Source organism: Mycobacterium sp. URHB0044 (assembly GCF_000620625.1).
Classification (GTDB): domain Bacteria; phylum Actinomycetota; class Actinomycetes; order Mycobacteriales; family Mycobacteriaceae; genus Mycobacterium.
On sequence record NZ_JIAW01000011.1, the window covers coordinates 187,079 to 207,152 of the forward strand.

Sequence of the window (20,074 nt, forward strand, 5' to 3'; positions counted from 1 at the left end):
ACAGACTGGGGCCATGCTTCGAATCGGACTCAGCGGCGGCATCGGGGCCGGCAAGTCGACCGTCTCCGCCGCGTTCACCGAATGCGGCGGGATCGTCGTCGACGGCGACGTGATCGCGCGCGAGGTCGTCGAACCAGGAACCGAGGGATTGGCCGCCCTGGTCGAGGCATTCGGCTCGGAGATCCTGCTGCCCGATGGTGCGCTCGACCGGCCGGCGTTGGCCGCGATCGCGTTCCCCGACGACGACAAGCGGGCGACGCTCAACGGAATCGTGCACCCACTGGTCGGCAAGCGACGCGCCGAGCTGATCGCCGCGGCACCCGAGGACGCGGTCATCGTCGAGGACATCCCGCTTTTGGTGGAGTCGCAGATGGCGCCGATGTTCCCACTGGTCGTGATCGTGCACGCGGACATGGAAACTCGGGTCACCCGCCTCGTCCAGCAACGCGGCATGCCGGAGGCCGACGCCCGCGCGAGAATTGCGGCCCAGGCCAGCGAGGAACAACGGCGCGCGGCGGCTGACGTGTGGCTGGACAACTCCGGCACCACCGAGGAGTTGACCGAACGTGCCCGCACGCTGTGGCACGACCGGATCCTGCCGTTCGCGCACAACGTCGCCGCGCGGGAACCGGCGCACCGCGCGCCCGCCGTCGTGCCGTATGACCCGACCTGGCCCGATCAGGCGCGGCGCATCGTCGCCCGGTTGAAGACGGCGTGCGGACATCGGGCCGTACGGGTCGACCACGTCGGGTCGACGGCCGTGCCGGGCCTGGCCGCCAAGGACGTCATCGACGTCCAGGTCACGGTGGCGTCGTTGGACGTCGCCGATGAACTCACCGATGCACTGCTAGCGGCCGGATATCCGCGGGTACCCGCCATCTGCGACGTCCCGAAGTCCGACGCGCGCAGTACGAATCCGGAATTCGACCACCGCGACGATCCGGCGTTGTGGCACAAGCGATATCACGCTTCGGCGGATCCCGGCCGGTCAACCCACGTGCACATTCGGGTCGACGGCTGGCCCAACCAGCAGTTCGCGCTGCTGTTCGTGGACTGGCTCAAGGCCAACTCCGCAGCGCAGGCCGAATACCTGGCGGTCAAGCGTGCCGCGGAGGCCGGTCATTCGACGGCTGCGCACTACGCCGATGCCAAGGAACCGTGGTTCCTCGACGCCTATCGCCGAGCCTGGGCGTGGGCCGACGCCACGGCGTGGCGGCCCCAACCGCCTTCGGACTAGGCGACCGGGGCGGGCTCGACCGGAGCGTTCGGATCGGCAGGCGGTGCGCCTTCGACGGGCGCAGGCACGTCCATCGGGGCGGTGTTTCCGGTCGGGAAGTTGGTCACCGTGCCGCAGCTGAGGACGCCGTACCCGGGATCGTTGCGCTGCGGCGTCAGACGGGGGGCGACGAACTGGTCGGCCTGCGCGACGATCTGGTCGTTCGCCAGGATCTCGCAGTGCAGGCTGGCTGAGTACGGCCACTGGATGGACACCTGCATGCCGGCCTTCTGCACGTCGGACACCACGCCCGTCGCCTCGAAGATCCGCCCCGGCACCATCGTCGGGTTCGCGGTGTTCACCTGGTCGTCGGCGATCGTGTAGTTGATGGTGGCGCCGCGTGACACCCCGTCGACCCGGGCCCGGTAGACCACGTTGTAGGGCCCGGGTCCGAGGTCCGGCACCTGCCCTTCTGGTGGCGGAGCGGGCGCATCGACCGACTGCTCGGTGGCATCGGGACTTGGCGGCAACTCGGGATCGGCGAGTGCGACACCCGAACCGAACTGCGCCGCGGACAGGAGGAGGGCGGCCGCCGCGACCGAGATCCGTCCACCCTTGGTGATGCTCATGACAGCCGACTTTACGCGCCCCGCCAGGTCAGGCGGATGTCGAGGGTAGCTAACCACCGGCCGAGGTCGTAGTCGTTCCGGGCCAGGCCGTCGATGGCGCGGGTCGCCGTGCGAACGGCGTGCTCGGCGGTTTCCGGCGTCAGCAGACCGTGCCGGGTCGCGGTCAGCAGCTCGTCGACGTCGGCCAGCACCACGCTCGCGCCGGTGCGGACGACGAGGTCGAGGTAGTGGTCCTCGGCGTGCCACGTGGTCGTCCCCGGCGCATAGCTGCCGACGTCGAGGTAGAAGTCCTGATCGCGCTCGTGGCCAGGGTTGAAGTGAAAGACGCTGGCGCGCAACCCGATCGACGGCAAGAGCCACGACTCCAGGTAGTGGAACTGGGCTCGGCCGGGGGTAGGCCGGGCCATGTACAGGCCCCACGGCTCGAGGGTGTAGACGTCGACGGCCCGCACGATCCCCTTGGGATCAGTGTTGGTGCGGGCGGTGAGATCGAAGGTCTCGTGTTTGGGCGGGTGGATGGGTTCCAGCATAGGAGGGGAGAGACTGGGGGAATCGCTGCTCGGCGGGCAGGAGCGAAGCGACCGGGGAATCGCCTCTGTCGGTGGTTGGTTCTAACCTGGTGAACATGGCATTCGCTACCGAACATCCCGTGCTGGCGCAGTCGGAGTACCGCGCCGTCGGTGAGATCGTGCGCGCGGGCGGCCAGTTCACGGTGGTCAGCCCGCACAGCCCTGCGGGCGACCAGCCGGCGGCCATCGAGGAACTGGAACGCCGCATCAAGGCGGGGGAGCGCGACGTCGTACTCCTCGGCGCCACTGGCACCGGCAAGTCGGCTACCACCGCGTGGCTCATCGAACGGCTGCAACGGCCCACGCTGGTGATGGCCCCCAACAAGACGCTGGCCGCACAGCTGGCGAACGAGCTGCGGGAGATGCTGCCGCACAACGCGGTCGAGTACTTCGTCTCGTACTACGACTACTACCAACCCGAGGCGTACATCGCGCAGACGGACACCTACATCGAGAAGGACAGCTCGATCAACGACGACGTCGAGCGGCTGCGGCACTCCGCCACGTCGAGCCTGCTGTCCCGCCGTGACGTTGTCGTGGTGGCGTCGGTGTCCTGCATCTACGGCCTCGGCACACCGCAGTCCTACCTGGACCGGTCGGTGGAGCTCAAGGTCGGCGACGAGGTGCCGCGCGACGGGCTGCTGCGGCTGCTGGTCGACGTGCAGTACAACCGCAACGACATGGCGTTCACCCGTGGATCGTTCCGGGTGCGTGGTGACACGGTCGAGATCATCCCGTCCTATGAGGAGCTCGCGGTTCGCATCGAGTACTTCGGCGACGAGATCGAGGCGCTCTACTACATGCACCCGCTGACCGGTGACGTGGTGCGCAAGGTCGACTCGCTCCGCGTCTTCCCCGCCACCCACTACGTGGCGGGTCCGGAGCGGATGGCCCACGCGATCTCGACCATCGAGAAGGAGCTCGAGGAGCGGCTGGCCGAACTCGAGGGTCAGGGAAAGCTGCTGGAGGCGCAGCGGTTGCGGATGCGGACCAACTACGACGTGGAGATGATGCGCCAGGTCGGCTTCTGCTCGGGCATCGAGAACTACTCGCGGCACATCGACGGCCGTCCGGCCGGGTCGGCGCCTGCCACCCTGATCGACTACTTCCCCGAGGACTTCCTGCTCGTCATCGACGAGTCGCACAACACGGTGCCGCAGATCGGTGGCATGTACGAGGGCGACATGTCGCGCAAGCGCAACCTGGTCGACTTCGGGTTCCGGTTGCCGTCGGCCGTCGACAACCGGCCGCTGACGTGGGAGGAGTTCGCCAGCCGGATCGGGCAGACCGTGTACTTGTCCGCCACCCCGGGCCCGTACGAACTCAGTCAGTCCGGCGGCGAGTTCGTCGAACAGGTGATCCGCCCGACCGGCCTGGTCGACCCCAAGGTGATCATCAAGCCCACCAAGGGGCAGATCGACGACCTGATCGGCGAGATCCGCAAGCGCACCGAACTCGACGAGCGCGTGCTGGTCACGACGCTGACCAAGAAGATGGCCGAGGATCTCACCGACTACCTGTTGGAGACCGGCATCCGGACCCGGTATCTGCACTCAGAAGTGGACACGCTGCGCCGCGTGGAGTTGCTGCGGCAGTTGCGGCTCGGCGAATACGACGTGCTGGTGGGCATCAACCTGCTGCGCGAGGGCCTCGACCTGCCCGAGGTATCGCTGGTCGCGATCCTCGACGCCGACAAGGAAGGGTTCCTGCGGTCCGCCCGCAGCCTGATTCAGACCATCGGCCGCGCCGCCCGCAACGTGTCGGGTGAAGTGCACATGTACGCCGACAAGATCACCGACTCGATGAAGCAGGCCATCGATGAAACCGACCGTCGTCGCGCCAAACAGGTGGCCTACAACGAGGCGCACGGGGTGGATCCGCAGCCACTGCGGAAGAAGATCGCCGACATCCTCGACCAGGTGTACCGCGAGGCCGACGACACCGATGCGACCGTCGAGGTCGGTGGATCTGGCCGCAACGCGTCGCGGGGCAGGCGCGCCCAGGGCGAGCCGGGCCGGGCGGTCAGCGCGGGTGTCATCGAGGGCCGCGACACCAGCAACATGCCGCGGGCCGAGCTTGCTGACCTGATCAAGGACCTCACCGCACAGATGATGGCCGCCGCGCGCGATCTGCAGTTCGAGTTGGCGGCGCGGTTCCGTGACGAGATCGCCGACCTCAAGAAGGAGCTGCGCGGCATGGATGCCGCCGGACTCAAGTAGCGGTACTTGATCTCAACCGTGGTTGAGCTCTTACGGTGGTGCGCGTGACTCAGACTGGTGCGGTGCCCACGGCAGGCTGGCGGGACCTCTTGGGTCCGAAGTACCTCGGGGCGTCGACCGTGCTCGCCGGTGGCGTCGCGCTGTACGCCACCAACGAGTTCCTCACCATCAGCCTGCTGCCGAGCGCGGTTGCCGAAATCGGCGGTCAGCGCTTCTATGCCTGGGTCACGACGGTGTACCTGGTGGCGTCGGTGGTCGCGGCCACGACGGTGAGCGCGACACTGGCCCGGCTCGGTCCGCGGTGGGCCTACCTCGGCGCGCTGAGCGTGTTCGGGGCAGGCAGCCTCCTCGCGGCGGCCGCGCCGAGCATGGAGCTCCTGCTGGTCGGGCGCACCGTGCAGGGCGCTGGCGGCGGCGTGCTCGCCGGATTGGGCTACGCGGTCATCAACGCGGCTCTGCCGCAATCATTGTGGACCAAGGCGTCGGCGGTCGTCTCGGCGATGTGGGGCGTCGGCACCCTGGCAGGTCCGGCCGCCGGTGGGCTGTTCGCCCAATTCGGTTCGTGGCGTTGGGCTTTCGGTGTACTCGCGATTCTGACGGTGATCATGGCGGTACTGGTGCCGTTCGCCTTGCCTGGACGTTCGTCGAACACCGGGCCTAGTCGGGGCAGCCGGATCCCGGTGTGGTCGCTGCTTCTGCTTGGGGCGGCGGCACTGGCGATCAGCGTGGCAGGCATTCCGCGCAACACCGCCCTGACCGCCGCGTTGCTGGCGGCAGGCGTTGCACTGGTCGCCACCTTCCTGGTCGTCGATCGCCGGACCGCGGCTTCGGTGTTGCCGCCCACCGCCTTTCGGCCGGGTCCGCTGAAGTGGATCTACCTCACGCTCGGGCTGCTGATGGCCGCGACGATGGTGGACATGTACGTTCCGCTGTTCGGCCAGCGGCTGGCTCATCTGGTGCCCGTGGCGGCGGGATTCCTCGGTGTCGCCCTTTCGGTCGGATGGACGGTGGGCGAGATCACCAGCGCATCGCTGACGAAGCCGCGGATCGTCGTGCGGACCGTGGCGGTGGCGCCGCTCGTGATGGCCGCCGGTCTCGGACTCGCCGCGGTGAGTCAGTTCGAGGACGCGCCCGTCGGCGTGATCGCGGTGTGGGTGGTCGCGCTGATCGTCACCGGCACCGGCGTGGGCATGGCCTGGCCGCACCTGTCGGCATGGGCGATGGGTTCGGTCGACGACCCCGAGGAGGGCGGCACGGCCGCAGCGGCCATCAACACCGTCCAACTGATCTGCGGGGCGTTCGGTGCCGGGTTGGCCGGTGTGGTGGTCAACCTGACCGACCGGGGCGACGCGACCGCCGCGCGGTGGCTGTTCGCGATCTTCGCCGGCCTCGCGGTGATCGGCACGCTCGCCTCCGTCCGCGCCACTCGGGCCGGCCGGCAGGACTGAGCACCGCTCAGTCGGGGTCCTCGTCGAGCTGGCGGATCGCCGTGACGCCGTCGATTCCGGCCAGGACGGCGGGTGCCTGCAGAATTCCGGTCCCCGATAGGGTGAGCATGACTCCCGACTGACCCGGCGCGGCGCCGAGCGGTTCGCCGGGCGGATCGGCGGCCAGTTCGGTCAGCTGCCACTGCCTGCGCTCGCACGCCTGCAGAAGCGCCGTCATCACGCCGCGCTCCTCGGCGTAGGTGACGTGCAGCCGCGTCGAACCGCTGAGCCTGGACGCCAGTCGTCGGGCGATCGGCATGAACCCCAGCACGATGAGGAAGTGCATGGCGGTGACGGTGCACGCGAGCAGCAGCAGGCCCGAGCCCGCCGCCATGCCGATGGCCGCGGATTCCCAGACCGACGCTGCGGTGGTCAGACCGTGCACCGAACCGCGGCGGAAGATGATGATCCCCGCCCCGAGAAAGCCGATGCCGGTGACGATCTGCGCGGCGACCCGGGACGGATCGACCACCACCAGACCGTCGACCAGCACGTCCGAGAAGCCGTACTTGCTGACGAGCAGGATCAACGCCGCCGCCGTGCCGACGATGGTCTGGGTGCGCAATCCGGCACTCTTGCCTTGGATCTCGCGTTCGATGCCGATGAGCGCCGTCAGCCCGAACGCGACGAACAACTCGATGATCTGCCGGGTGCCTTGGCCGGGGCCGCCGAAGAACGCCGGATCGGCGAGCCAGAGGTGCATGGGTAAGAAGTTATCGCGGATTTCGGGTCATCCGATGACTCTTCGCGCTCACTCGAGTCGATACAGCAGAGAACACGATTCGAGAGGAAGTCGAATGACAGCGATCGATGCCGCACCAACCGCGTTCCCTGAGGTCGCCACCCGCGAGGCATGGCTCGTCGAGCGGCGCAGGCTGCTGGCCCGCGAACGTGAGGTCACCCATCTGCGGGATGCCGTCAACGCCGAGCGTCGCAGGTTGCCGATGGTGAAGGTGGTGAGGGACTACGTCTTCGAGGGCCCCGATGGTGAAGTGCGGCTGCTCGACCTCTTCGAGGGCAGGCCGCAGCTCTACATCCACCACTTCATGTGGATCGACGCCGTGGACCGGGGTTGCCCCAGTTGCACTGCCGCTGCCGACCTGACGTTCACCGAGGGGGATCGGGCCCTGCTGGCTGGCAGGGGCGTCACGTTCGCCTGCGTGTCCCGCGCGCCGTACGCCAGCATCGCGAGGTATCGCGACGAGCACGGCTGGACGTTCCCGTGGTATTCGTCGCGCGACGGCGGCTTCACGTACGACTTCCACGTCACCCTCGATCCTGCCCGCGCGCCAATCGAATACAACTACAAGTCGCTCGACGAACTGCACGCCGACGGTTGGACCGACGACGACCTGCGCGGTGACATGCCGGGTGCCAGTGTGTTTCTGCGGCGCGGCGACGAGGTGTTCCACACCTACTCGGCGTACACGCGCGGGCTCGACCATTCCGCGCCCGGGTATCCGTTCCTCGACCTCACCCCCTACGGACGGCAGGAGGCGTGGGAGGACTCGCCGGCGGGTTGGCCACAGGACGGGAACGCCGCGGGCGTTCCGCTGGAGTAGCGATCAGCGGGAGCGAAACACTGGGCAGGCATCGGCCGCGCTGGCATCGTCATGGGCACCGCGGGTGTGGCTGAGTGGTCAGGCACCGGCCTGCAAAGCCGTTTACACGGGTTCGAATCCCGTCATCCGCTCGCGTGCTAGAGGACTGCGGTAAAGGGTCCCAGCAGTTGCCAATTCGGCTCGGACGCGTCGTTGAACACGGCGCCAAGGCCTCTACCCGTCGAGGTGTACGTCGCCCCTGGGCGGTAGGGCACGGACACCGTGGCGGTGGCCATGTCTCGGGCTTGCGAGCACTGAGTGGGTGCGTCGGCTGGCTGGACGCATACGACGCTGATCCGGGGTGTGAAGGGGCCGGCGCAGCCCGTCGGAGTGACCGTGGCGGTCACCGTGTCGGCTCCTTCGACCGGCACCACCTGTGGTGGCGACAGTTCGAACGCGCAAAGTGTGCCGGGGGGTGGTGGCGCTGCGTGCGCGCTGGCTTGGCCGGCGATGCCTGCCAGCGCGAGGATCGAGGCCACCCAGAGAACCATTGCGGGCCGGTTCATTCCTGGATGGTAAATCAGAACGCTAGCCGGCGGGGCTGGGTGGCGGAGCTGCTGCAGGCGGAGCACTGCCAAGCCGTGGGACGAGGAACGTCCCGAGCTGACCGAGCACGCTGCTGGGCGACGCGGTCGTCGGCGCGCAACCCTGCGAGCAGTCGGTCAACTGCCACGGTTGGCAGTCCCTGGTGGTGAACGTGGTGTCGGTCGCGTCAATCTGCACGACCTGCGCCTTCTTGGTCATCGCATTGTCGACGAGGCTGTCGCCGTTCTTCCGCTTCCAGGAACAGACGCCGTTTTCGATCGGGCCGGCCGAGCTGTACGTGCCCGGCACGATGTCGGTGCCGACCTTGTACGTGCCGTTGGCGTCGATGGTCGTCTTGGGTGCGGGCGACGGGGGAGCCGGTTCGGCATGGGCGATTCCGCCGGAGGCGCAGAAGCCGGCGACCGTCAGCGCGGCAGCAACGGCCGTTGCCTTCGTAGACCACATGGCGACCAGCTTAGACGACCTAAACACCGCACGGAAAATTGTCGAACCACCCAACTTCGGTGTTGCCACCGCTGGCGTACGTAATCGGCACTGGCGCAACGCTTCTGGGGTGAAAACAAGGGAGTTCCTGGCGTGCCGGTCTCTGAAGCGCCACTGCGCGGCAACGGTTTCATAACCGCCTCAAATATCACTTGTGCAACAGCAGTAACACGATACGTTCTGTGAGAGGCATTTCGGCTTCGGGAACCGTTGAGGTAGGCATGTCGCGCACGACCAATCGCGTGGTCATCACGGCCATGGCGACGGCAGGGCTGTTTTGTCCTGTCATCATTCTGGGCCCCAACGCAACGGCGGTTCCGGCGACGAGCCCCGGTGTGCCGTGCCTCGACATCGTGCAGCAGTTCGCTGCGTCACCGCCCAGCGCTGCGGAAGTGCAGGATGCTGCCTCCGCGGCGCTCACCAACGTGTTGCCCGAGGCGCCGCCACCGGCGGCCGTTCCCATCGACGTCGTGACACCGGCACTGGCGCCGGCGGCACCGCCACCGCCCGTCGAAGCGGCTCCGCTCGTCGATGCCGCGGGGCTCGTGCCACCGGCTCCCGTCGCGGCGCTGGCCGCCCCGATCGCCGATGCCGCCGGTGTGGGCGCGCCATTCGCCGCCGCAGCCCCTGCGGCCGCGGTTCCGCCCGTGCCCGTCGTCCTTCCGCCCGCCATCGCGCCGCCGGTGGCGATCCCGCCCGCGATTCCGGCTGCGCCGATCGCGGACATGGCCGGTGTGGCGCCGCCGCCACCCCCCGTCGAGGCCGTACCGCCGCCGGCTGCGCCCCTCGCCGAAGCCGCGGCTGTCGCGCCGCCACCGGAAGCCGTGCCACCCCCGCCGCTGCCCGCAGCACCCCCGCCGCCGCCCGTCGCGCCCATCGAAGCCGTCCCACCACCGCCGCCGGCCCCGCTGCTGCCCATCGAAGCGGCACCCCCGGTGGCCGCCCCGTTAGCCGACTCCGCCGGTGTGGTTCCGCTGGCTGCGCCCGGTGCGGAAGCTGCCTCGGCGGCCGCCGCCGCTCCGATGGCCGAGGCCGCTGCGCTGGCGGTCCCGCCCGTGCCTCCCGTTCCGGTGGTGCCCATCGGCGGGCTCGGTGGCGTGCCTGCGCCGGTCGGCGTCGTACCGTCCATTCCGGTCGCGTCAGCGGTACCCGACTTCGGCCTTCCGCTGCCAAGCACGCTGCCCATCCCGACGGATCTGGTTTGCGAGGGCACGGCCTGGTCGGCACATCGGAACGCGGGCGGTGGCGCGGGCTCGGCCATCGCGGTGCCTCGACGCGACGATTGGTGACCGTTTGCCCTGCGGCATGATGCCGAGGTGACCTTCAGCTCGCCGTCCCTGTCCGACATCGTCGCCACGTTGCAGGTCGATCAGGTCGGCGACGACGACTTCGTGGCCGCTCAGTTGGACAACGCCGTCCATCACATCGTCGGCGGTCACATCGCAGGGCAGGCCCTCATGGCGGCCAGTCGCACGGCGCCCGGCCGCACGCCGCACAGCGTGCACGTCTATTACCTGCGGGCCGGTGACGCGCGACGTCCCGTGCAGTTCAACGTCATTCGGTCCAGGGACGGTGGCACCCTGTCCACCCGGCAGGTCACCGCCCGCCAGGACGGCGAGGTGCTGCTCGAAGCGCTCGCATCGTTCAGCACCCCCGTCGACGGTGACGGCCATCAACTGCCGATGTCCGATGTGCCCGACCCGGATTCATTGCCGCCGGTGCAGGAGCAACTGGCGTCCTACGCCGACGAGCATCACGGGCATTGGGTCCGTCCCCAGCCGTTCGACCTGCGCTACGTCGATCCGCCGCCCAGGCTTGCCCTCGAGCTGCCCGCGCCGTCGCCGAGAATCCGGATGTGGTGGCGGCCAACCGAACCCGTTCCGGACGACGGCGTGCTCCACAGCTGTCTGATGACCTATCTGTCGGGCACCACGATGCTCGAGACGGCGATCACCATGCGGCGCGCCACGCCCATGACGACCTTCTCGGCGTTGATCGACCACGCGCTCTGGTTTCACCGGCCGGTCGACCTGTCCGACTGGGTGCTCTCGGATCAGTTCTCGCCCAGCGGAATTGGCGGCCGCGGGTTGGCCAGCGCCACCATGTACAACCGCGCCGGCCAGCTGGTCTGCATCGCGAACCAGGAACTGTACTTCGGCCGAACGCGGTCGGATTAGGCGTCGTCTTGCACCGACCGGCCGTCCCATCGCTTGACCCCTGGAAGGACGATGTCCAGTAGCTCGAGGGCCCGGGACACGGTCTGGTCGACGACGTCGTCGAGCGATGTCGGCAAGGCGTAGAACGCGGGGACGGGCGGCATGATGATCGCCCCGTTCGTGGTCGCCCGCGCCATCAGATCGATGTGTCCGGCATGCAACGGCGTCTCGCGCAGCATCAGAACCACCCGCCGGCGCTCCTTCAGGCAGACGTCGGCCGCGCGGACCACGAGTTCGTCGTTGTAGGAGTTCGCGATGCCGCTCAGTGTCTTCACGGAGCACGGTGCAACGAGCATTCCCGTGGTGACGAACGAACCCGATGCCACCGCCGCGCCGATGTCACGGGGGTGATGCTCGTGGTTGGCGAGCGCACGGACGTCGTCGGGCCGGTAGGAGGTCTCGTGGGCGATCGTCCGCTGAGCGGACGGCGTGATGATGAGGTGGGTCTCGACGTCGTCCACGGCCTTGAGCAATTCGAGCGCCCGCACGCCGTAGATGGCTCCCGACGCTCCGGTGATCGCCACGATGATTCTCTTCATGCGTCTACTCCTTGCCGAATCGGGCTGCGGCAGCGGCGATGACCGCGATCGCGGTGTGCTCGTCCTCGCCTGGCTCCCGGCCGGCGCTCTCGCGTACCACGACGTGCATGGCCGCCGTTGCCCGTTCATCGGCAGTTCCCGGTGCCGCCGATGCGTCCACCCCCGCGACGAATCGGGCGAGTTCGTCGAGTTCGATCATCTCGGCGTCCAGCTCGACGGCCTTGACTCGTTCCCGCAGCGTCGTCGTCGCCGGATTCGGGGCGGGCGATGGACCGTCAACGAGACGCCGCCGCAACGCGCGGAGTGGCCGGACCACTTCGTGATGCCACTGGAGCGTCCGGCTGCGCGCGCCTTCGAGCTCGTGGCCGGTGAAGGCCGACCCGCGTGCCGCCCCGACGTACGCGGCGGCCAGGAGCACGTTGACGTCGAGGCCACAGCGATCTTGCAGGAGGATACACGCCGGCGACACGCCGTCGACGCCGTGGACGTCCAGCGCAAAGCGGACGAAGTCTGGATCCGCGGCCATCACAGGTCGTTCGCGTGGCACGGGCCCATTGCCGAGGCGGATCTGGCAAGGTACATCTTGTCTTTGCTGGCCACCACGCAAGAGTATGGGGCATAACGTCGTGCCGTTCCAGGATTTTCGAGAGTTCCTCGATGCGCTGCGCTCTCGCGGTGAGCTGATCGACGTCGACCGGCCGGTGGCGCTCGAACTCGAGGTGGCCAAGGCGATGCGCAAGAGCGCCTCCGTCTCGGGCCCGGCCGTCGTGTTCACCCAGAACGGCACCCAGTTCCCACTAGTCGGCGGCGTCTACAACTCGAACGCCAAGGCACTCATCGCGTATGGCTGTAGCGAGGAGAACGTCTTCGACGAGATCGTGACCCGTCTGAGCACCCGCATTCCGCCGACGTACGTCGACGACGGTCCCGTGCACGAGAACGTGATCCTCGGTGACGACATCGACCTGTCGATCCTGCCGGTCCCGCGGTACAGCCCCGACGACGGCGGTCCGTACATCACGCCGGGTTTCGTGGTCAGCCACGACCCCGAGACCGGCGTCCCGGACATCGGTCACTACCGCTGCGAGATCATCGACTCTCAGACGATGTCGCTGATGGCTGCGCCCAGTCACCGGTTCGCGAAGAACCAGGCCAAGGCAAAACTAATGGGCCAGAAGACGTTTCGCGCATCGCTGGTCATCGGCGTCGATCCCATGATCGCCTACTCCTGCCCGATCCAGGTGCCGGAGGACACCAACGACTGGGAGGTCGTCGGCGGCATGCGCGGCGCAGCAGTCGAGCTCGTCAAGTGCCGCACGAACGACGTGTGGGTGCCCGCGCACGCCGAGGTGGTCATCGAGTTCGAGGTCGACTTCACCCAGACAGTCGACGAGGGGCCACTTGGCGAGTACACCGGCTACTACACGCCCGCGTCACCGAAACCCGTTGTCCGGCCGACCGCCATCACCCATCGCACCGGTGCGTACTTCCAGGCCCTGCTGACCGGCAGACCCACCACCGAGAACCACATCCTCAAGCAATTGTCGTTCGAGGCGTCGTTCTACGACATGTTCCGTCAGCAGTTTCCGACCGTGACGGCGGTGGCGATCCCGCCGTCGGGCGGCGTCTACTTCCGATTGATCATCGCCATGACGCCGCGGTATTCGGGCGAGGCGCGCAGCGCGATCCTCGCGGCGATGGGCAGCAACCTGCGACCGAAGATGGTGGTCGTGGTCGACCCCGACATCGACGTGCACGACTCGGAACAGGTCGAGTGGGCGATGGCCTTCCGCACCCAGCCGGCACGTGACGTGATCATCGTGGACAGCCTGCCCGGCGGACCGCTCGACCCGACGGCCGACGAGTCGCTGCCCGCGGACCAGCGCACCGGTTCGGCGATCGGCATCGACGCCACCTATCCCTACGGCACGGTGATCAAGAAGGTGGGTGACCTCTGCGGGCCGGCGTCGGAGGAACACGGCGGTCACGTCGTCGAGGTCGCCGACGTCCCCGGCTGGCGCGACTACGACTTTCCCGAACTCGACGCGAGGTAGGAGGGGACATGCCCGACATCGATCACGAGATCAAGATCGACGCCACACCCGACGAGGTGTTCACGGCCTTGACGACGCTGGCCGGCGTCAAGGGCTGGCATGCGCCGTCCGCGACGGGAAGCGGAGAGGTCGGCGGCGAATGGGCGTTCTCGTACTCCGACCATCCCGAATTCCGTTGGCAGGTGGTCGCTTCGGAGCCGGTGAGCGGGGTGCAATGGCGGTGTACCCGCGGGCCGGGGGACTCGGTCGGCACCACGGCAACGTTCACCATCGCCCCTGCTGGCGAGCGGACCCTGTTGGAGCTCCAACACGCTGGCTGGCCCGGTACCCATGGCAACTTCCGCAAGTGCAACACGACGTGGGGCGTCCTACTCCACCACCTACGCGATTACGTCGAGACCGGCGCCGCCGCACCGGCATTCGAGTAAGGACCCCAATGCCACAGCAGAGCCTCAGCGAATTCGTCGACGACATGGAGAAGGCGGGCCTCCTCGTCCGCATCAAGGAGGAGAAGCGGGTCGACGAGCTGCCCGCCGTCATGGAGGCCAACCCGCTGACCGCGGTGCTGGTGGAGAAGGTCACCGATTGTGAGTTCCAGTTCCTGGCCAACGCCTACTCCAATCAGGATCAGACGGCGTGGGCACTCGGCTGCGACAAGAGCGAAACTGGCCGTCGGATGGTCGAACTCGGCAAGGGTCGGATCAAGCCCACGGTCGTCGACACCGCACCGTGCAAGGAGGTGATCCTCACCGGTGACGACGTCGACCTGACGCGGCTACCGCTGTTCCTCCACCATGACCGCGACGGCCACGCCTACACCAACGACAACCTGGTGGTGACCAAGCACCCAGATACCGGCGTCTACGACTGGGGCATCTACCGCAGCATGTTCCGGACGAAGAACGAGAAGCTGTTCGACATGACGTGCACCTCGCACCGCGCCCGCCTGAATGCCCAAGCGGCACAAGCCAAGGGGCACAACCTCGAGCTGGCGATCGTGCTCGGTGGCCCGTTGGTGGACAAGGTGGCCGCGCTGACGGGCGTACCTCCGGGCACCGACGACTTCGAAGTGCTCGGCAGCTTCTACGGCCACCCCGCGGAGCTGGTGAAGTGCGAGACCATCGACCTGCTGGTGCCGGCCAACGCCGAAATCGTGATCGAGTGCGAGCTGATGGCGACGGAGGGATTGACCCACGACGAGGGCCCGTACGGCGAGTTCACCGGGATGTATGGCGGCGGCATCAAGGCCAACTTCCGGGCCGTCGTCAAGGCGATGACGTTCCGCAAGGGCGGCATCTTCCAGCACGCGACCATCGGTGGGTTGCACCCTTGGTACACCGACAACATGCTCCAGCTGCCCATGATCGAGTCCGACCTGTACGGAGGGCTCGCCATGGCCGGAATCGACGTCAAGGAAGTTCGCGCACCGCTTGGCGGGTTGTCGAACATCGCGTACGCGAAGATCAAACCGCGCGGCGCAGGCGACTCCAAGCAGGCGCTCGGGGTGATGCTGACGTGCTCGAAGCAGGGGCTTCCGAAGATCGCGATGGTCTTCGACGAGGATGTCGACATCTGGGACGACAATGCCGTGCAGTTCGCGATGGCGTTCCGGTACATGCCCCACCTCGACACCGTGACCATTCCGAACGGCAACACGATGACCGTCGACCCGATGATCGCCGAAGACGCGGCACCGGGCACCGCATCGAAGATCGGTTTGGACTGCACCATCCCGATCAGCCCGAAGTTCAACAAGAGCCACTTCGACCGCAGCACCGTGTTCGAACTCGGCGATCCACCGCCAGATGTCGTCGTCATGTCGGAGGCGGAATTGACGCTCGACATGGCTGCGCTCATCCGCGAAGCTCCCCGCACGTGGAAGGAAATCCTCCAGCACTACAACGGGCAGCCGTACCGCGCCGTCTACGGCGCATTCAGCAATCTTCGGCATCAACTCGGACGCTGCGACGACGAACCGTGGTACCGCTACACGTTCTCCGACACCGACTTTGCGGTGAAGGTCGAGGAAACCGAACCGCACAACTTCGACCCCAGGCACCGCCCCTGAACCGGGGGAGCAGCGAAACCTGCTGGCGTCGAACGTGATTGCGGTAATTGGCATGGCCGTAACATGACGCACGTCACGCAGGCGCGTGCGCTGCGACGACGCCGGAATGCCGTGCTGCCCGTAGGTTTGGTCACGACATCGGGTTTGAGCACTGCACAACGGGTTACCATCATGGCCGGTAGAACGCACGATGCCGCGTCAGCCGAGCGAATGCGTGTCAGCGAATCGACCCCCGCCTGAGGGGTGACGCGTTACTGTCTCGGGTGGCGTTGCAAACGACACTTGGAGGGCATGCATGAGCGGCTATCAGACCGTGGTGGTTGGCACGGACGGCTCGGATTCGTCGCTACGCGCGGTGGATCGGGCCGGTGCGATCGCTGCCGGGTCGGGCGCCAAGCTGATCGTGGCGACGGCGTACTTCCCTCAGAGCGAGGATCAGCGCGCGGCCGACGTCCTCAAGGACGAGGGCTACAAGATGTCCGGCAACGCCCCCATCTACGCCATCCTGCGTGAGGCGAGGGACCGGGCCAAGGCTGCCGGCGCGGGCTCGGTGGAGGAGAAGGCCGTCGTCGGTGCTCCCGTTGACGCCCTCGTAGAACTCGCCGAGCAGGAGCACGCGGATCTGCTCGTCGTCGGCAACGTCGGCCTCAGCACCATTGCCGGCCGCCTGCTCGGGTCGGTGCCCGCGAACGTGGCGCGTCGCTCGAAGACCGACGTCCTCATCGTCCACACGTCCTGACGGTCGCGTAAGGGGCTACCAGCCCCGCTTCCTCCACTCGTCGAGGTGCGGACGCTCCGCACCCAGCGTGGTGTCATCGCCGTGGCCCGGATACACCACGGTGGAGTCCGGGTAGACGTCGAAGACGCGGGTCGTCACGTCGCCGAGCAACCGTTCGAAGTCACCGGGCTGCCATGTCTTGCCGACGCCACCGGGAAACAGGCAGTCGCCGGTGAACAGCTGGACCGCGTCGCCGGCTGCGGGCCCGGCCAGTGCGAGCGCCACCGAGCCTTCGGTGTGCCCCTGGAGGTGGATGACGTCGAAGCTCAGCTCGCCGACTCGGATGGTGTCGCCGTTGGCGAGGATCCGGTCGGGTTTGACGGGGAGCGGTTCGGCGTCGAGCTGATGGGCCGCCGTCGGGGCGCCGGTGGCCTCGACCACTTCGGCCAGCGCCTTCCAGTGATCGGGGTGCTGATGGCTGGTGACGATCAGCGTCAGTTTGGGCGCGTGTCGTTCGATCAGCTCGAGCAGGGTCGCGGCGTCGTTGGCGGCGTCGATGAGTAGCGTCTCGCCGGTCTGGGAACACGTGATGAGGTAGGCGTTGTTGTCCATCGGGCCGACGGATGCCTTAACGATCGACGCCCCGGGGAGGGTGCGGCGTGCGGCGGTGCCGGGTTCGACGTGGCCTGTGTAGTTGTCATCGACGACGCTCATGTCAGCCACGGTAACGGGCTTGGCGGGGGACTTGTCGGTGGGTGGACATAGCATGGCCGTGGATAGCTTTCTGCGGGTCGGAGAGCAGTACGGGACCGGGAGAGGGATCAGTTGGCAGACCGCCTGATCGTCAAGGGTGCACGCGAGCACAACCTGAGAGGCATCGATCTTGATCTGCCCCGCGATGCACTGATCGTCTTCACCGGCCTGTCCGGATCCGGCAAGTCGTCGCTGGCGTTCGACACCATCTTCGCGGAGGGCCAGCGCCGGTACGTGGAGTCGCTGTCGGCCTACGCCCGCCAGTTCCTCGGCCAGATGGACAAGCCGGACGTCGACTTCATCGAGGGCCTGTCACCCGCGGTGTCGATCGACCAGAAGTCGACCAACCGGAACCCGCGCTCGACCGTCGGCACCATCACCGAGGTCTACGACTACCTGCGTCTGCTGTACGCGCGGGCAGGCACTCCGCACTGCCCGGTGTGCGGCGAGCGGATCGCCAGGCAGACCCCGCAGCAGATCGTCGACCAGGTGCTCGCGATGGACGAGGGCATCCGGTTCCAGGTGCTTGCGCCCGTGGTCCGCACCCGCAAGGGCGAGTTCGCCGACCTCTTCGACAAGCTGAACAGCCAGGGCTACAGCAGGGTGCGGGTCGACGGCGTGGTTCACCCACTGACCGAGCCGCCGAAGCTGAAGAAGCAGGAGAAGCACGACATCGAGGTGGTCGTCGACCGCCTGACCGTGAAGACCAGCGCCAAGCAGCGGCTCACCGACTCGATCGAGACCGCACTCGGCCTCGCCGACGGCATCGTCGTGCTCGAGTTCGTCGACCGCGAGGACGACCATCCGCACCGCGAGCAGCGTTTCTCCGAGAAGCTGGCCTGCCCCAACGGCCACCCCCTGTCGGTCGACGACCTCGAGCCGCGGTCCTTCTCGTTCAACTCGCCCTACGGCGCCTGCCCCGAGTGCACCGGCCTCGGCATCCGCAAGGAGGTCGATCCCGACCTGGTCGTGCCCGATCCCGACCTGACCCTCGCCGAGGGCGCCATCGCGCCGTGGGCGATGGGCCACACCGCCGAGTACTTCACCCGCATGTTGTCCGGGCTCGGCGAGGCGTTGGGGTTCGACGTCGACACCCCGTGGCGCAAGCTCCCGCTGAAGGCGCGCAAGTCCATCCTCGAGGGATGCGACGAGCAGGTGCACGTCAAGTACAAGAACCGCTACGGACGTACCCGGTCCTACTACGCGGACTTCGAAGGCGTGATGGCGTTCCTGCAACGCCGCATGGAGCAGACCGAATCCGAGCAGATGAAGGAACGCTACGACGGCTTCATGCGCGACGTACCGTGCCCAGTCTGTGAGGGCACCCGGCTCAAGCCGGAGATCCTGGCCGTCACGCTCGCGGCGGGCGATTACGGCGACATGTCCATCGCGAAGGTCTGCGAACTCTCCATCGCCGACTGCTCGGACTTCCTCAATGCGCTCACCCTCGGTCACCGCGAACAGGCGATCGCCGGTCAGGTGCTCAAGGAGGTGCAGTCCCGGCTCGGCTTCCTGCTCGACGTCGGGCTCGACTACCTGTCGCTGTCCCGGGCGGCGGGGACGCTGTCCGGCGGTGAGGCGCAACGCATTCGGCTCGCCACCCAGATCGGCTCGGGGCTCGTCGGCGTGTTGTACGTGCTCGACGAACCGTCGATCGGCTTGCACCAGCGCGACAACCGCAGGCTGATCGACACCCTGGTGCGGCTGCGCGACCTCGGCAACACGCTGATCGTCGTCGAGCACGACCTCGACACCATTGCGCACGCCGACTGGGTGGTCGACATCGGCCCGGCGGCCGGTGAGCACGGCGGTCGCATCGTGCACAGCGGCACCTACGCCGACCTGCTCAACAACCCCGAATCCATCACCGGCGCTTACCTTTCCGGCAAGGAGACCATCGAGGTCCCTGCGATCAGGCGGCCCATCGACCGCAAGCGTCAGCTGACCGTCATCGGTGCCCGCGAGCACAACCTGCGCGAGATCGACGTGGCGTTCCCGCTCGGCGTCCTGACCTCCGTCACGGGGGTCTCGGGTTCGGGCAAGTCGACCCTGGTCAACGACATTCTGGCGTCCGTGCTGGCCAACAAGCTCAACGGTGCGCGTCAGGTACCCGGCAGGCACACCAGGATCAACGGGCTCGACCAGGTCGACAAGTTGGTTCGCGTCGACCAGTCGCCGATCGGTCGGACCCCGCGCTCCAATCCGGCCACCTACACCGGGGTCTTCGACAAGATCCGGACGTTGTTTGCCGCCACCACCGAGGCCAAGGTGCGGGGTTATCAGCCGGGGCGGTTCTCGTTCAACGTCAAGGGCGGCCGTTGTGAGGCATGCTCCGGCGACGGCACCATCAAGATCGAGATGAACTTCCTTCCTGACGTATACGTGCCGTGCGAGGTCTGCCATGGCGCCCGGTACAACCGGGAAACTCTCGAGGTGCACTACAAGGGCAAGACCATTTCCGAGGTGCTCGACATGTCGATCGAGGAGGCCACCGAGTTCTTCGAACCCATCTCGTCGATCCACCGGTACCTCAAGACGCTGGTCGACGTCGGTCTCGGTTACGTCAGGCTCGGGCAGCCTGCACCGACGCTGTCCGGTGGCGAGGCGCAGCGGGTCAAGCTGGCCTCCGAGCTGCAGAAGCGCTCCACCGGGCGCACCGTGTACATCCTCGACGAGCCGACCACCGGTCTGCACTTCGACGACATCCGCAAGCTGTTGAAGGTCATCAACGGCCTCGTCGACAAGGGCAACACGGTGATCGTCATCGAGCACAATCTGGACGTGATCAAGACGTCGGACTGGATCGTTGACATGGGGCCCGAGGGGGGCGGCGGTGGTGGCACGGTCGTGACAGCTGGCACGCCCGAGGACGTCGCGTCCGACGCGAGCAGCTACACGGGGAAGTTCCTCGCCGAGCTGCTCGACATGCCCGCGCCCAAGAAGAAGCGGCGCAAGGTCAGCGCCTAGCCCTTCGAC

19 protein-coding genes and 1 tRNA gene are annotated in these 20,074 nt (G+C 67.4%); 12 read left to right on the forward strand and 8 right to left on the reverse strand.

The window, feature by feature from the left end:
• Window positions 1–13 precede the first annotated feature (13 nt).
• On the forward strand, window positions 14–1,237 hold the full coding sequence (gene coaE, locus N536_RS0122250; RefSeq protein WP_029115634.1) for a dephospho-CoA kinase: 1,224 nt from the start codon (window positions 14–16) through the stop codon (window positions 1,235–1,237).
• Here the strand turns inward: coaE and N536_RS39155 are convergent.
• On the reverse strand, window positions 1,234–1,845 hold the full coding sequence (locus N536_RS39155) for a hypothetical protein (protein ID WP_051574686.1): 612 nt from the start codon (window positions 1,843–1,845) through the stop codon (window positions 1,234–1,236). The two genes, coaE and N536_RS39155, sit on opposite strands and share 4 nt — an antisense overlap.
• A gap of 11 nt (window positions 1,846–1,856) precedes the next feature.
• Window positions 1,857–2,375 carry a DUF402 domain-containing protein gene (locus N536_RS0122260; RefSeq protein ID WP_051574687.1) on the reverse strand — a complete coding sequence of 173 codons (519 nt, stop codon included), beginning with the start codon at window positions 2,373–2,375 and terminating at the stop codon, window positions 1,857–1,859.
• A 95-nt stretch (window positions 2,376–2,470) separates the two neighbouring features.
• Between N536_RS0122260 and uvrB the strand changes: the two genes are divergently transcribed.
• Both uvrB and N536_RS0122270 read left to right on the forward strand, forming a co-directional pair.
• On the forward strand, window positions 2,471–4,633 hold the full coding sequence (uvrB, locus tag N536_RS0122265) for an excinuclease ABC subunit UvrB (protein WP_029115637.1): 2,163 nt from the start codon (window positions 2,471–2,473) through the stop codon (window positions 4,631–4,633).
• 44 nt (window positions 4,634–4,677) lie between these two features.
• Entirely contained in the window at window positions 4,678–6,081 is a 1,404-nt protein-coding gene (locus tag N536_RS0122270) for an MFS transporter (protein ID WP_029115638.1), read from the forward strand.
• Window positions 6,082–6,088: 7 nt separating this feature from the next.
• On the opposite strand, the gene N536_RS0122275 is transcribed toward N536_RS0122270, so the two are convergent.
• Window positions 6,089–6,823 carry an MgtC/SapB family protein gene (locus tag N536_RS0122275; RefSeq protein WP_029115639.1) on the reverse strand — a complete coding sequence of 245 codons (735 nt, stop codon included), beginning with the start codon at window positions 6,821–6,823 and terminating at the stop codon, window positions 6,089–6,091.
• Between the two features lie 94 nt (window positions 6,824–6,917).
• Here N536_RS0122275 and N536_RS0122280 point away from each other — a divergent pair, with 94 nt between their 5' ends.
• Both N536_RS0122280 and N536_RS0122285 read left to right on the forward strand, forming a co-directional pair.
• Window positions 6,918–7,682, forward strand: a complete 765-nt coding sequence (locus N536_RS0122280) for a DUF899 family protein (protein ID WP_029115640.1) — start codon at window positions 6,918–6,920, stop codon at window positions 7,680–7,682.
• Window positions 7,683–7,742: 60 nt separating this feature from the next.
• A tRNA-Cys gene (locus N536_RS0122285) sits at window positions 7,743–7,813 on the forward strand.
• A gap of 6 nt (window positions 7,814–7,819) precedes the next feature.
• On the opposite strand, the gene N536_RS0122290 is transcribed toward N536_RS0122285, so the two are convergent.
• On the reverse strand, window positions 7,820–8,227 hold the full coding sequence (locus N536_RS0122290; protein ID WP_036437223.1) for a hypothetical protein: 408 nt from the start codon (window positions 8,225–8,227) through the stop codon (window positions 7,820–7,822).
• Between the two features lie 22 nt (window positions 8,228–8,249).
• On the reverse strand, window positions 8,250–8,711 hold the full coding sequence (locus N536_RS0122295; RefSeq protein ID WP_029115642.1) for a hypothetical protein: 462 nt from the start codon (window positions 8,709–8,711) through the stop codon (window positions 8,250–8,252).
• Window positions 8,712–8,971: 260 nt separating this feature from the next.
• On the opposite strand from N536_RS0122295, the gene N536_RS0122300 reads away from it, so the two are divergent.
• A complete protein-coding gene (locus N536_RS0122300) occupies window positions 8,972–10,039 on the forward strand; it encodes a hypothetical protein (RefSeq protein ID WP_029115643.1) in 1,068 nt (355 codons plus the stop codon).
• Between the two features lie 27 nt (window positions 10,040–10,066).
• Window positions 10,067–10,927, forward strand: a complete 861-nt coding sequence (locus tag N536_RS0122305) for an acyl-CoA thioesterase II (RefSeq protein WP_029115644.1) — start codon at window positions 10,067–10,069, stop codon at window positions 10,925–10,927.
• Here the strand turns inward: N536_RS0122305 and N536_RS0122310 are convergent.
• Both N536_RS0122310 and N536_RS39160 read right to left on the reverse strand, forming a co-directional pair.
• Window positions 10,924–11,505, reverse strand: coding sequence for a UbiX family flavin prenyltransferase (locus N536_RS0122310; protein ID WP_029115645.1), 582 nt, complete (start codon window positions 11,503–11,505; stop codon window positions 10,924–10,926). The genes N536_RS0122305 and N536_RS0122310 overlap by 4 nt on opposite strands.
• A gap of 4 nt (window positions 11,506–11,509) precedes the next feature.
• Window positions 11,510–12,031, reverse strand: a complete 522-nt coding sequence (locus tag N536_RS39160) for a TIGR02444 family protein (RefSeq protein ID WP_051574689.1) — start codon at window positions 12,029–12,031, stop codon at window positions 11,510–11,512.
• Window positions 12,032–12,116: 85 nt separating this feature from the next.
• Here N536_RS39160 and N536_RS0122320 point away from each other — a divergent pair, with 85 nt between their 5' ends.
• From N536_RS0122320 to N536_RS0122335, 4 genes are all read left to right on the forward strand, one after another.
• Window positions 12,117–13,559, forward strand: a complete 1,443-nt coding sequence (locus tag N536_RS0122320; RefSeq protein ID WP_081809322.1) for a UbiD family decarboxylase — start codon at window positions 12,117–12,119, stop codon at window positions 13,557–13,559.
• An 8-nt stretch (window positions 13,560–13,567) separates the two neighbouring features.
• Window positions 13,568–13,987 carry an SRPBCC domain-containing protein gene (locus tag N536_RS0122325; protein ID WP_029115647.1) on the forward strand — a complete coding sequence of 140 codons (420 nt, stop codon included), beginning with the start codon at window positions 13,568–13,570 and terminating at the stop codon, window positions 13,985–13,987.
• An 8-nt stretch (window positions 13,988–13,995) separates the two neighbouring features.
• On the forward strand, window positions 13,996–15,627 hold the full coding sequence (locus N536_RS0122330) for a UbiD family decarboxylase (protein ID WP_029115648.1): 1,632 nt from the start codon (window positions 13,996–13,998) through the stop codon (window positions 15,625–15,627).
• Between the two features lie 295 nt (window positions 15,628–15,922).
• The gene (locus N536_RS0122335; protein ID WP_029115649.1) at window positions 15,923–16,366 is read left to right on the forward strand and encodes a universal stress protein; all 444 of its coding nucleotides are present in this window, start codon (window positions 15,923–15,925) and stop codon (window positions 16,364–16,366) included.
• 15 nt (window positions 16,367–16,381) lie between these two features.
• Here the strand turns inward: N536_RS0122335 and N536_RS0122340 are convergent, their stop codons facing one another.
• Window positions 16,382–17,059, reverse strand: a complete 678-nt coding sequence (locus tag N536_RS0122340) for an MBL fold metallo-hydrolase (protein WP_029115650.1) — start codon at window positions 17,057–17,059, stop codon at window positions 16,382–16,384.
• A gap of 111 nt (window positions 17,060–17,170) precedes the next feature.
• Here N536_RS0122340 and uvrA point away from each other — a divergent pair, with 111 nt between their 5' ends.
• Window positions 17,171–20,065, forward strand: coding sequence for an excinuclease ABC subunit UvrA (uvrA, locus tag N536_RS0122350; RefSeq protein ID WP_029115651.1), 2,895 nt, complete (start codon window positions 17,171–17,173; stop codon window positions 20,063–20,065).
• Window positions 20,066–20,074 lie beyond the last annotated feature (9 nt).

Excerpts from the sequence above, each read along its gene's own strand:
- coaE (WP_029115634.1), top strand. The coding sequence starts at position 14 with ATGCTTCGAATCGGACTCAGCGGCGGCATCGGGGCCGGCAAGTCGACC.
- N536_RS39155 (WP_051574686.1), bottom strand. The coding sequence starts at position 1,845 with ATGAGCATCACCAAGGGTGGACGGATCTCGGTCGCGGCGGCCGCCCTC.
- N536_RS0122260 (WP_051574687.1), bottom strand. The coding sequence starts at position 2,375 with ATGCTGGAACCCATCCACCCGCCCAAACACGAGACCTTCGATCTCACC.
- uvrB (WP_029115637.1), top strand. The coding sequence starts at position 2,471 with ATGGCATTCGCTACCGAACATCCCGTGCTGGCGCAGTCGGAGTACCGC.
- N536_RS0122275 (WP_029115639.1), bottom strand. The coding sequence starts at position 6,823 with ATGCACCTCTGGCTCGCCGATCCGGCGTTCTTCGGCGGCCCCGGCCAA.
- N536_RS0122280 (WP_029115640.1), top strand. The coding sequence starts at position 6,918 with ATGACAGCGATCGATGCCGCACCAACCGCGTTCCCTGAGGTCGCCACC.
- N536_RS0122290 (WP_036437223.1), bottom strand. The coding sequence starts at position 8,227 with ATGAACCGGCCCGCAATGGTTCTCTGGGTGGCCTCGATCCTCGCGCTG.
- N536_RS0122295 (WP_029115642.1), bottom strand. The coding sequence starts at position 8,711 with ATGTGGTCTACGAAGGCAACGGCCGTTGCTGCCGCGCTGACGGTCGCC.
- N536_RS0122300 (WP_029115643.1), top strand. The coding sequence starts at position 8,972 with ATGTCGCGCACGACCAATCGCGTGGTCATCACGGCCATGGCGACGGCA.
- N536_RS0122310 (WP_029115645.1), bottom strand. The coding sequence starts at position 11,505 with ATGAAGAGAATCATCGTGGCGATCACCGGAGCGTCGGGAGCCATCTAC.
- N536_RS39160 (WP_051574689.1), bottom strand. The coding sequence starts at position 12,031 with ATGGCCGCGGATCCAGACTTCGTCCGCTTTGCGCTGGACGTCCACGGC.
- N536_RS0122320 (WP_081809322.1), top strand. The coding sequence starts at position 12,117 with ATGGGGCATAACGTCGTGCCGTTCCAGGATTTTCGAGAGTTCCTCGAT.
- N536_RS0122325 (WP_029115647.1), top strand. The coding sequence starts at position 13,568 with ATGCCCGACATCGATCACGAGATCAAGATCGACGCCACACCCGACGAG.
- N536_RS0122330 (WP_029115648.1), top strand. The coding sequence starts at position 13,996 with ATGCCACAGCAGAGCCTCAGCGAATTCGTCGACGACATGGAGAAGGCG.
- N536_RS0122335 (WP_029115649.1), top strand. The coding sequence starts at position 15,923 with ATGAGCGGCTATCAGACCGTGGTGGTTGGCACGGACGGCTCGGATTCG.
- N536_RS0122340 (WP_029115650.1), bottom strand. The coding sequence starts at position 17,059 with ATGAGCGTCGTCGATGACAACTACACAGGCCACGTCGAACCCGGCACC.